Annotated in this window: 10 protein-coding genes and 1 pseudogene; 2 read left to right on the top strand and 9 right to left on the bottom strand. The window is 43.1% G+C overall.

The window, feature by feature from the left end; genetic code table 11:
- Positions 1-96: 96 nt before the first annotated feature.
- Together radA and serB are read right to left on the bottom strand one after the other, a co-directional pair.
- Positions 97-1,476 carry a DNA repair protein RadA gene (gene radA, locus VEZ01S_RS13920; protein WP_021714689.1) on the bottom strand — a complete coding sequence of 460 codons (1,380 nt, stop codon included), beginning with the start codon at positions 1,474-1,476 and terminating at the stop codon, positions 97-99.
- Positions 1,477-1,479: 3 nt separating this feature from the next.
- Entirely contained in the window at positions 1,480-2,391 is a 912-nt protein-coding gene (gene serB / locus VEZ01S_RS13915; protein WP_021714688.1) for a phosphoserine phosphatase SerB, read from the bottom strand.
- Between the two features lie 108 nt (positions 2,392-2,499).
- Here serB and VEZ01S_RS13910 point away from each other — a divergent pair, with 108 nt between their 5' ends.
- A complete protein-coding gene (locus VEZ01S_RS13910; RefSeq protein WP_040891062.1) occupies positions 2,500-3,063 on the top strand; it encodes a YtjB family periplasmic protein in 564 nt (187 codons plus the stop codon).
- A gap of 146 nt (positions 3,064-3,209) precedes the next feature.
- On the opposite strand, the gene deoD is transcribed toward VEZ01S_RS13910, so the two are convergent.
- The 7 genes from deoD to VEZ01S_RS13875 all read right to left on the bottom strand — a co-directional run bounded on the left by deoD (position 3,210) and on the right by VEZ01S_RS13875 (position 10,267).
- Entirely contained in the window at positions 3,210-3,929 is a 720-nt protein-coding gene (gene deoD, locus VEZ01S_RS13905) for a purine-nucleoside phosphorylase (protein ID WP_021714686.1), read from the bottom strand.
- A 67-nt stretch (positions 3,930-3,996) separates the two neighbouring features.
- Positions 3,997-5,220 (bottom strand): phosphopentomutase, encoded by a 1,224-nt coding sequence (locus VEZ01S_RS13900; RefSeq protein ID WP_021714685.1) that lies wholly within the window; start codon positions 5,218-5,220, stop codon positions 3,997-3,999.
- A gap of 15 nt (positions 5,221-5,235) precedes the next feature.
- Positions 5,236-6,570 carry a thymidine phosphorylase gene (deoA, locus tag VEZ01S_RS13895; RefSeq protein ID WP_021714684.1) on the bottom strand — a complete coding sequence of 445 codons (1,335 nt, stop codon included), beginning with the start codon at positions 6,568-6,570 and terminating at the stop codon, positions 5,236-5,238.
- A gap of 68 nt (positions 6,571-6,638) precedes the next feature.
- A complete protein-coding gene (gene deoC, locus VEZ01S_RS13890; RefSeq protein WP_021714683.1) occupies positions 6,639-7,415 on the bottom strand; it encodes a deoxyribose-phosphate aldolase in 777 nt (258 codons plus the stop codon).
- A gap of 274 nt (positions 7,416-7,689) precedes the next feature.
- Positions 7,690-7,860 carry a XapX domain-containing protein gene (locus tag VEZ01S_RS13885; protein ID WP_039970857.1) on the bottom strand — a complete coding sequence of 57 codons (171 nt, stop codon included), beginning with the start codon at positions 7,858-7,860 and terminating at the stop codon, positions 7,690-7,692.
- Between the two features lie 186 nt (positions 7,861-8,046).
- On the bottom strand, positions 8,047-9,291 hold the full coding sequence (locus VEZ01S_RS13880; protein WP_021714682.1) for a NupC/NupG family nucleoside CNT transporter: 1,245 nt from the start codon (positions 9,289-9,291) through the stop codon (positions 8,047-8,049).
- A 199-nt stretch (positions 9,292-9,490) separates the two neighbouring features.
- The gene (locus VEZ01S_RS13875) at positions 9,491-10,267 is read right to left on the bottom strand and encodes a TatD family hydrolase (protein ID WP_021714681.1); all 777 of its coding nucleotides are present in this window, start codon (positions 10,265-10,267) and stop codon (positions 9,491-9,493) included.
- A gap of 399 nt (positions 10,268-10,666) precedes the next feature.
- Here VEZ01S_RS13875 and VEZ01S_RS16420 point away from each other — a divergent pair.
- A pseudogene (locus VEZ01S_RS16420) lies at positions 10,667-11,197 on the top strand (hypothetical protein); the annotation flags it as partial.

Raw genomic sequence — 11,197 nt, 5'->3', positions numbered from 1 at the left:
CGCCTTTTATTTTCAATCCAAGAACTATAGATGAGAATCAAGCCCGTGAAAAGAGCCTTTAATCACCTGTTGCGAATATATTTTTACAACTAATGATTACATCTCATCAAATGCCTGAATTGCTTCGGATAAATTTTTCACAGCATGTATCTGCATGCCAGCGATACCGCCCTTAGGCATATTTGCACTTGGTACGATAGCTTTTGTGAAACCATGCTTAAAAGCTTCGTTAAGACGCTCTTGACCACTAGGAACAGGGCGAATCTCCCCTGCAAGCCCTACTTCACCAAACACTACAACATCTTTTGGCAGTGGTCGGTCTCTAAAACTAGAGAGCAGTGCCATCAACAATGCAAGGTCAGCACTGGTCTCGGTGACTTTTACGCCGCCGACCACATTGACAAAGACATCTTGATCAGCCATTTGCATGCCGCCGTGCTTGTGCAATACGGCCAATAACATAGATAAACGGTTTTGCTCTAGCCCAACAGCCACGCGTCGAGGATTAGCCAATTGTGAGTAATCCACCAAGGCCTGAATTTCGACAAGCAATGGTCTTGTCCCCTCCCAAATCACCATTACAGAGCTGCCTGAAGTTTGCTCTTCACCGCGAGAGAGGAAAATAGCAGAAGGGTTAGAGACTTCTTTTAGTCCCTGTCCTGTCATGGCAAAAACGCCAAGCTCATTGACTGCGCCAAAGCGGTTTTTATGACTACGTAACGTTCTAAAACGGCTGTCCGCGCCACCATCGAGCAATACTGAACAATCGATAATATGCTCTAGCACTTTTGGTCCCGCTAAAGAACCGTCTTTAGTTACGTGGCCGACAATAAAGATGGCGACATTATTTTGTTTGGCATAACGGGTTAGCGTAGTGGCTGATTCTCTTACTTGCGCCACTGTGCCCGGTGAGGATTGCACATCAGACACATGCATTACCTGAATGGAGTCGATAACCATGATTTTAGGCTGCTCTTTTTCGGCAACCTGACAAATTTTATCGACATTCGTCTCAGATAGCATTTTCAGGTTATCTTTCGGCAAACCTAAACGAGATGCCCTCATTGCCACTTGTTGTAACGACTCTTCGCCCGTGACATAAAGCGTTGGCATATCTGCGGCAAGTCGGCACATGGTTTGTAGCAATACCGTTGATTTACCCGCGCCAGGACTGCCACCAATTAAAATAGCCGCTCCCGGCACAATACCGCCACCAAGCACACGGTCAAACTCTTTAAACGTACTGCTAAATCTTGGGACATCTTGTAAGTCGATATCGGCCAGCACTTGTACTTTTGACTGTTCGGCGTTGCCTGCATATCCCGTCAAACGCTCGTTACGAGCCACTTGCGGAGAAGCGGCTAAACGAACTTCTGTCACTGTGTTCCATGCACCACATGCGCTACATTGCCCTTGCCAACGAGGAAAATCCGCACCGCAATCGTTACATACGTAAGCCGTTTTTACTTTTGCCATTAATTATTCTTTATTTAAAGTGTGTAATACGTGGCTTGCCGATAAGATACATAGCACGCCACCAAGATCGGCATAGTTTACCGCAGCTTGGGCTTGCTCGACTACCTTAGGCTTAGCATGATAGGCAATGCCCAATCCCGCCACCGCCATCATAACTAAATCATTGGCACCATCACCCACGGCAATACAATTACTGCGCTCTAGCTGATACTCCACTCGAAGCTGCTCTAAAATATCCGCCTTAGTTTGCGCTGAGACAACTTCGCCCAACACGGCACCGGTTAATTTACCCGACTCTATTTCAAGTCGATTTGAGCGAGCAAAATCTAAATCTAACAGCTCTTTCAGATGATTAGAAAAATAAGTAAAACCGCCCGATGCCACTGCAACTTTCCAGCCAGCTTGTTTTAAGCCATCGATTAACAGCTTTGCTTCTGCCATCAAAGGCAGTTCACTACGCACTTCCATCAAAATAGATTCATCAGCATCAGCGAGCTTTGACACTCTTTGTCTTAGGCTTTGTTCAAAGTCGAGTTCACCTTGCATCGCGCGCTCAGTCACCTCGGAAACTTCTTCACCCACACCCGCCAGTTTTGCTATTTCATCAATACATTCAATCTCAATTAAGGTTGAATCCATATCAAAAAGAGCCAAACCCGGTTCCGCCATATTTGGCAAATCTTTAAGGTGCGCAAAATCGATATTAGCATTCGCCAATGCTGTAATGTGCTTTTCTATACTTACACTACTGGTGAGCAATACCTGATAACGCCCCACAGTCCAGCTAGCAAATAACTCTTCATTATTAAATACTTGGCTTAATTGCTCATTGCTTTGCTCAGCAAAAACAACCGCTAACTGCTGCTGAGATGCATTGCCTAAAGCACTGATGCGTTGTAATTCTTTAACTTCCATGAAAATTCAAATCCGTTTCGAAGAAAACATTCCCCTAAACTTACCCTATTGCAATTTGATTGCGCAAGTATCACTATGCAATGGCATACATTAATTACGTTTGGTGAAATGAAAGAATCTTTATTTTCTCTACGTCTGTTTATTAAAGTGATCTTTATCGGGTTACTAGTACTGATGCTTCTGACCATAGTGCGCAATAGCGTCAACATAAGCCAAGGCAATCAACAGATTCAAACTAAGCAACTGCAAACTCTAACCAAGCTTCTAATATCGCAAGCTGCGTTGAGTGCCAGTGACTTTCTTGTGACAGAAGATCAAGAAAAGCTACGTCATCTTGCAAACCAATTAGCCCGCGACACCTTAGTTGCAGATGCGACTGTCTATGATAATAGTGGGATAAAAATAGCCTCTAGTACCAACGCTAAGACAGTACGTGAATCCCTTGGTATGGATACACCACTGGCCTCAGCAGGAATAGGTAAACAACAACTTATTGAACCTATTTTCTCCCAAGATGCCATTATTGGTTATGTCAGAATCACCTTTGAAAAAGGGCGTGTCGTTGCCTTTTCTGATCATCATTATCGCAATAGCGATCGCACTATGTACCTGATGATATTGATGAGTTTTCTCTCTGGTGTATTGCTTACATTGGTTCTGAGAAGAAAATAATACCAATCACACTAAGTAAGTGATCAGTTATTTAGTACGATTGGTATAACTCCCATAAAAAAAGCTTGGTTCTTACATTAAGAGCCAAGCTTCTTTATTAAATAGAGATCCGAACGTAACAAACTATTCTGTAAGGAAATATGTTCTTATTCTGCATCACCCAACAAAACAGATTCTAATGCAATTTCCATCATTTCATTAAATGTGGTCGCACGCTCATCAGATGTTGTTTGGTCACCCGTTTTAATGTGATCCGATACAGTACAAATCGCTAATGCTTTTACGCCGTATTCCGCTGCCACACCATAAATGCCCGCTGCTTCCATTTCTACGCCCAAAATGCCGTATTTATCCATCACGTCAAACATCTCTGGATCTGGAGTATAGAAAAGCTCAGCAGAGAATAGGTTGCCCACTTTAGCTGCAATACCCAGTTTCTCAGCCGCACGCTCTGCATTGCGTACCATGCCGTAATCAGCAATCGCTGCAAAATCATGATCTTTAAAACGGATGCGGTTCACTTTTGAATCTGTACACGCGCCCATACCAATCACAACGTCACGCAGTTTCACGTCGCTGCGAACCGCGCCACAACTGCCGACACGAATTACTTTTTTAACGCCAAAATCTTTGATTAGCTCTGTGACATAAATAGAGCAAGATGGAATACCCATGCCGTGTCCCATTACTGAGATTTTACGGCCTTTATAAGTTCCAGTGAAACCATACATGTTACGGACATCACACACTTGAACTACGTTTTCTAGAAAGGTATCCGCAATGTACTTAGCTCGGATTGGGTCACCTGGCATCAATACCACGTCAGCAAAATCACCCATTTCTGCATTAATATGAGGAGTAGCCATTTTATCTTTCCTTTTCTGTTTTAATGAGGGTCTAAGCCCTATTAGCGCATTAATCTATTGACTTCTTTTATTTCAAGAAGCTAGTTCCATAATCCATCTCTGAAGTACCAAAATAGTGAGCTAAGCTCTGACCTATATCGGCAAATGTTGAGCGGCGACCTAATGAACCCGCTTCTATTTTATCCCCATACACCAATACTGGAATATGTTCACGGGTATGATCTGTACCTTGCCATGTTGGATCGCAGCCGTGATCGGCGGTTAAGATCAGGACATCATTAGGCTCTAATATCGCCAAAACCTCAGGTAGACGTTGATCAAAATATTCTAGTGCCCCCGCATAACCTGCCACGTCACGGCGATGACCGAATGAAGAGTCAAAATCCACAAAGTTAGTGAACACAATACTGTTGTCTGGTGCTTGTTTAACTTGCTCAAGAGTTAAATTGAACAGATCTTCAAGACCGGTAGCTTTCTCTTTTTTGGTAATACCGCAGTTGGCATAGATATCCGCAATTTTACCAATAGAGATCACTTCGCCTTGCTTTTCATCAACCAGCTTTTGCAGCACAGTTGCCGCTGGCGGCTCAACCGATAGATCGCGACGATTACCGGTACGCTTAAATTCACCGGCTTTATCACCAATAAATGGACGCGCAATCACTCGACCAATGTTGTAGTCCTCAAGTTCTTCTCGAACAATCTGACAAAGTTGTAACAGGTTATCTAAGCCGTAGGTTTCTTCATGACAGGCGATCTGGAAAACCGAATCAGCAGAGGTATAGAAAATAGGCTTTCCTGTCTGCATGTGCTCTTCACCGAGATCATCAAGCACTTGAGTCCCTGACGCATGGCAATTACCTAAGTAACCTTTAAGACCTGCTCGTTCCACGATTCGATCAAGCAATGGTTGCGGGAAGCTATTTTCTAGATCAGTGAAATATCCCCAATCAAATAACACAGGAACACCAGCGATTTCCCAGTGACCTGAAGGAGTATCTTTGCCTGATGAAATTTCCGCAGCATGCCCGTAAGCGCCAATAATGTCGGCATTGCTATCTAAACCAATAGGAAATGTTCCCGTTGATTCTTGAGCGGCTAACCCTAAACCTAAGCGAGACAAGTTCGGTAACGTTAAAGGACCACTGCGAGTGTCATTATCCGCTAACCCTTTTGCACATTGCTCAGCAATGTGACCCAAAGTATCAGAACCCACATCACCAAATTTATCGGCGTCTTGTGTTGCGCCAATACCAAATGAATCTAAAACTAAAATTATGGCTCGTTTCATTGTTGTATCCTTAGCCTATAAATCTTCGGCTCTTATCTGGGCATACACCACAGGTGTTGCTTGATACTGAGATGGGTCACCAATATGGATAGCGGCTTGCAAAGCATTTGCAGCCTCTTGCCACTGCTGCTCGTTACGCGCATGAATGAAAGCCAGCGGCTTTTCAGCATCCACGGCGTCACCAAGTTGTGCAAACTTATCAAAGCCAACGGCGTAGTCGATGCTATCTGTCGCCACCCGACGACCACCGCCCATGCCCACAACCGCCATACCAATTGCTCTAGTATCCATGTGAGTAATAACGCCGGCTTGTTTAGCAAACACAGGTTTGATGATCTCAGCCTCGGGTAAATATTGAGTATAGTTGCTCACAAAGTCTGATGGCCCGCCAAGACCCGCCACCATTTTATTAAAGCACTCAGCCGCTTTGCCGTTATCAAGCACTGTCATTAGCTTTTCGTAAGCTTGCTCAGTGGAATCTGCCAACTTACCAAGCACTAACATTTCACAGCAAGAAGCCATAGTCACTTCAAGCAAACGAGGGTTTCGATATTCGCCCGTTAAAAAGCGCACCGCTTCTCGCACTTCAAGCGCATTACCTGCCGACGAAGCTAACACTTGGTTCATATCCGTCAGTATTGCAGTGGTTTTTGTGCCAGCGCCATTCGCAACTGCCACGATAGAACGAGCTAACTCTTCTGATGCTTCGTATGTTGGCATAAATGCACCAGAACCCACTTTTACGTCCATGACTAACGAATCTAGGCCGGCGGCCAGTTTCTTAGAGAGGATTGATGCGGTAATCAAAGAGATATTGTCTACTGTTGCGGTAATATCTCGCGTGGCATACACGCGTTTATCGGCGGGTGCTAAGTCTCCAGTTTGACCAATAATGGCCACACCAGCGTCTTTAGTCACTCGACCAAAAACATCATTCTCTGGAGTAATGTTGTAGCCAGGAATTGATTCAAGCTTGTCTAATGTTCCGCCCGTATGGCCTAAGCCACGGCCTGAAATCATAGGAACATACCCGCCACATGCCGCCACCATAGGCCCCAGCATTAAAGAGGTAACGTCGCCAACTCCGCCCGTCGAGTGTTTATCAACAATTGGGCCATCAAAATTCATATGGCTCCAATCAATCACCATACCAGAATCACGCATAGCACAAGTGAGCGCGATACGTTCCGGCATGGTCATTTCATTGAAAAAGATAGTCATTGCAAATGCGGCTATCTGCCCTTCAGAGACAGTATCGTTCGCCACACCTTGAATAAAGAAGTTAATTTCATCAGTCGTGAGGATTTCACCATCACGTTTTTTACGAATGATTTCTTGAGGTAAATACATAAGCCCTACCCTAAAGTTTAATATTTAAAAATAAAGGCTTACCATTAAGTAAGCCTTCTTTCAGACTATTAATAGGCAGCAGGGTCTGCTTTTTCGTCAGTGACTTCTAATGTATTCAGTAGGTTTGTCAGTAGACTGGATGCACCAAAACGGTAGTGACGGTTGTCCACCCAAGAATCACCTAAGATCTCATCAGCCATCGCAAGGTATAGTGCTGCATCTTCAGCTGTACGCACGCCACCAGCAGGTTTAAAGCCAACGCTCTGTGCAACGCCCATATCACGAATCACTTCTAGCATCATACGCGCATATTCAGGAGTAGCGTTTTCTGGCACTTTACCGGTAGAGGTTTTGATAAAGTCCGCGCCCGCTTTGATGCAAATTTCAGAGGCTTGTTTGATTAGCGCTTCTTCTTTTAGCTCACCAGTTTCGATGATCACTTTAAGTAAAGTATCACCACAAGCTGCTTTACATTGTTTCACCAACTCAAAGCCCACTTCAGCATTACCGGCCATCAGCGCTCGATATGGGAATACAACATCCACTTCATCCGTGCCATAAGCGACAGCAGCTTTAGTTTCAGCAACGGCGATATCGATATCGTCATTACCATGAGGGAAGTTAGTTACAGTCGCAACTCTCACATCAGGTGTGCCTTGCTCACGTAATGTTTTCTTAGCAATAGGGACAAAACGAGGGTAAATGCATACCGCCGCAGTATTACCTACCGCTGATTTTGCCGCATGACAAAGATCGATAACCTTTTGATCTGTATCGTCATCATTAAGAGTAGTTAGATCCATTAATTTAAGTGCACGCAAAGCGGCAGCTTTCAAATCGCTCATTTTTTTCTCCGAAAAGTTTGAATAGTTTTGGTGGCCGTTTCTGCAACACTTCCAGTATAGGTAGGGTTACAGCTATTGGACATCCAGACTCAATGAACGGACGTGGTTCCTTGAAGACTTGGTGAAATAACCAATTGCTTTCCTTGTCACCGCGCGGTTATAAATCCTAAACCGCAGACCGCTGTTTTTTGCAACAGAAGTACATCTTTTTACTCATATGTATAAGTATTAAACGCTTTGCATTTCAAAGCCGCAATACTTATAAACATAACTATTATTGAAAAAATCTCTCTACTAACCAGTGATAGCAATGCCCACCTAAGTACACGCCAACAATCCCCATCACGCCAGATAATACTGGTGGTGCAGGAATTGGCAGTTTTATTGCGGAAAATAATACTCCGACGATAAAACCAGCAAATACAGCTAACAAAACTTCACTCATAATCATTGTCCATCTTATTTAACTTCGTTGAACAGTATAGTAGGAAGTTTGATCGGCGTTACGTTAGTAATGAACGCAAACGGTTTGCATCTCAAAAAAAAGTGATATTCAGCAAACCATGAGTAGAAAGAAAAAAACGCTCTAGTGAATCTCACTAGAGCGTTTAATTACTTTGTTTCTAATTGCTTAGAAAGAAAGGAAGAAGCCAGCGATAGTCGCCGCCATTAGGTTTGAAAGCGTACCAGCAATAACCGCTTTAATACCCATGCGAGCGATATCAGCACGACGTTTAGGAGCAATACCACCTAAGCCGCCTAATAGGATTGCAATAGAAGAAAGGTTAGCAAATCCACACAATGCGAATGAGATAATTGCTTTCGTCTTCTCACTTAGAATAACCGGAGCAGCATCACCTAGGTAAGGTGCGAAGTTAGCGTAAGCAACGAATTCGTTTGCTACCGTCTTCATACCAATGAACTCACCAGCAACTTGTGCTTCGTTCCATGGAACACCGATTAGGAATGCAAGTGGTGCAAACAACCAACCTAAGATCATTTCTAGAGTTAGATGTTCAAAACCGAACCAGCCACCAACGCCAGCTAGAAGGCCGTTGATAAGAGCAATAAGGCCGATGAAAGCGATAAGCATAGCACCAACGTTTAGCGCAAGGCTTAGACCCGCAGATGCGCCAGTTGCAGCAGCATCAATAACGTTAGCTGGTTTATCTTCACCTTCTTCTAAGGTGTCAGGAAGTTGATCAATTGGCTCATCTGTTTCAGGCTTCATGATCTTCGCGAACAATAGACCACCAGGAGCGGCCATGAATGACGCAGCAACTAGGTACTCAATTGGCACGCCCATTGATGCGTAACCCGCTAGTACACCACCTGCAATAGAAGCTAAACCACCACACATGATGGCAAATAGTTCTGACTGAGTCATGCGCGGTACAAAAGGACGAACCACTAAAGGTGCTTCCGTTTGACCAACAAAGATGTTTGCAGCTGCAGACATTGATTCTGCGCGAGAAGTACCTAGCGCCTTTTGTAGACCACCACCAAGGATGCGGATAACCCACTGCATAACACCTAAGTAGTAAAGTACTGAGATTAATGCAGAGAAGAAAATCAGCGTTGGCAGTACTTGGAATGCAAAGATAAATCCAATGCCATCAACAGAAAAGTTAACTAAGCTACCGAATAGAAAGCTAGAACCATCAGCACCATAGCCAATAACACTAGAAACACCATCTGAAATACTTTTCAGAAGATCTTTACCCCAAGGTACGTAAAGTACAAATGCACCCAATATAAACTGAATAGCAAAAGCACCCGCTACTGTACGAATATTAATTGCTTTACGGTTATCTGATAGTAGTACTGCGATAAGAATCAGTACCAGCATACCTACTATGCTCATAAACAGGCTCATAGTTTATGGCTTCCTTATTTTAAAATGTTTAAAAAAAAGTGTAAAAAATATTTATAACGGCGCGGATTATACCGTCCATTTCACAGCAAAACTAGTTACTGTTCACGTTTAAGGTAAAAATCAATGCAAACCACCAATTTATTAGTGATAAACTTCACATTAAATAGCTAAAAAGCATATTTTATATGGAAAAACACCATTATCGCTGAAACAAGCTAACACTATTTTTCCATATACTGTCAGCCAGTATAGAAGTACTTTCTTCCCTTAGTAAAACTAACTGATTAAATATTTTAGGTAAGAAATGAGGAGAGTTTGGTTGTTGAGAACCCCCAAAGATCCTCATGTCGGGCGCATCAGTTTCTAATACAATACAATCTAAAGGTATCTTTGCTATTGCTTCACGCGTTTTTTGTGCTGTCGGCCAAGTAATTACCCCCCCAACTCCTATTTTTAAGCCGAGATCTATCAGTGATTTTGCTTGTTGATAGTTCCCACTAAAAGCATGAACCACACCAAGATTATCTCTGCTTCTCATTTTTAAAGAGGCGTACACATTGTGATGCTGATGAACGGAATGGATCACTAAAGGCAGTTGTAACTGTTCGGCCAATTCTATTTGAAAATGAAAGGCCGATAACTGAGTCGCAATAGGTACATCAATCCGCTTATCCAAACCACATTCGCCAATGGCAGAAAGTTGAGTTTGATTTTGCACCGCTAAGGTACGCAAATCGTTCAAACTCTGTTGCAAAATATTCTTTTCAATCAGTGGCTGTAAAAAGCACGGGTGAATACCCAGTCCGACTTGGTGACTTTGGCGTTGTTTCAATTGCAGCACGGCTTGCCAGTTTTCAGGCCCTACGCTTGGCACAAAGAAACGTAGAATCTCATGTTGAGAAAACAACTTCCTGTATGCTTGAGAATTTGAGGAAAATTCAGGAAAGTCTAAATGACAGTGTGTGTCAAACCACATAAACGGCATTCCTCATTCTCAAACCTCGGCTCTTTTCCAATGAATATAGCGCATAGTCTATCGACATAGGTGACCCCCAGAGAGATATTTAATGATCCATCGCCCTATTTTAAGTCGCATATAGACATCGCCTAGTTAATATCTATTTGAATTAATAATAAAGTTAGCTCTTCCTCAGACTATCTACAAGCAAGCTTATTTGCTCAAATAAAACAAATACCTACCAATAGACCATAAAAAACCCTTTCATGAACAATCGTTCATTATAAATTTGATTAATATGAGAACCCTAGCTCAGTTTATTGTAGAAAAAACGACCTAAACCCATAATTCATCTCATCGCCAGGAGGCATTTAACAATAAGGATTCGTTTACTCACACTATGAGATTTACGCCAATATGAAAGCAAGCATTTTAGCTATAACCATTTCTGCCACTCTTTCTGCTACAGCATTTGCATCAACTAACCAAGTTGATGTGCAAGCCGCAAACAGTGCGACTAGCCAACTTATCGGTCAGCAAATGCAGGACATTGATTCATCAATTCAAACTCAGCTCAATGATAAACATGCAAACGCTCAAACTGGTAAAATCGCAATCATAGATGATGTGGTATACGAAAAAGAGCCTAATGGTACTTGGGCTGCTGTCGGTACAGCCTCTGCAGCCGTTGTCGCTGGACTATTATCTGGAAGCTCAAGCACCTCTGATGCAAACGACGATCCGATACCTTCTTTGCCAATACATATGGACCCGAATAACGATCTTCCAGAATATGGAGATGATCGTCCAGAACTCGATCCTACTCAACCAGATAACACTCTACCGGAGTATGGTGACGACCGCCCAGAGTTAGATCCAACAAAACCGGGCTACAACGGCATTGAATTTGACCGTGTCAGTGACACTGTTATTAACGTAACTAAGAAT

Source organism: Vibrio ezurae NBRC 102218, from assembly GCF_000467185.1.
GTDB classification, from domain to species: domain Bacteria; phylum Pseudomonadota; class Gammaproteobacteria; order Enterobacterales; family Vibrionaceae; genus Vibrio; species Vibrio ezurae.
The sequence above is the reverse complement of the archived record's forward strand: the minus strand, read 5'-3'. Positions and strand labels throughout refer to the sequence as shown.

Excerpts from the sequence above, each read along its gene's own strand:
- VEZ01S_RS13875 (WP_021714681.1), bottom strand. The coding sequence starts at position 10,267 with ATGTGGTTTGACACACACTGTCATTTAGACTTTCCTGAATTTTCCTCA.
- deoD (WP_021714686.1), bottom strand. The coding sequence starts at position 3,929 with ATGGCTACTCCTCATATTAATGCAGAAATGGGTGATTTTGCTGACGTG.
- deoA (WP_021714684.1), bottom strand. The coding sequence starts at position 6,570 with ATGTATTTACCTCAAGAAATCATTCGTAAAAAACGTGATGGTGAAATC.
- VEZ01S_RS13885 (WP_039970857.1), bottom strand. The coding sequence starts at position 7,860 with ATGAGTGAAGTTTTGTTAGCTGTATTTGCTGGTTTTATCGTCGGAGTA.
- VEZ01S_RS13910 (WP_040891062.1), top strand. The coding sequence starts at position 2,500 with ATGAAAGAATCTTTATTTTCTCTACGTCTGTTTATTAAAGTGATCTTT.
- VEZ01S_RS13880 (WP_021714682.1), bottom strand. The coding sequence starts at position 9,291 with ATGAGCCTGTTTATGAGCATAGTAGGTATGCTGGTACTGATTCTTATC.
- radA (WP_021714689.1), bottom strand. The coding sequence starts at position 1,476 with ATGGCAAAAGTAAAAACGGCTTACGTATGTAACGATTGCGGTGCGGAT.
- serB (WP_021714688.1), bottom strand. The coding sequence starts at position 2,391 with ATGGAAGTTAAAGAATTACAACGCATCAGTGCTTTAGGCAATGCATCT.
- VEZ01S_RS13900 (WP_021714685.1), bottom strand. The coding sequence starts at position 5,220 with ATGAAACGAGCCATAATTTTAGTTTTAGATTCATTTGGTATTGGCGCA.
- deoC (WP_021714683.1), bottom strand. The coding sequence starts at position 7,415 with ATGAGCGATTTGAAAGCTGCCGCTTTGCGTGCACTTAAATTAATGGAT.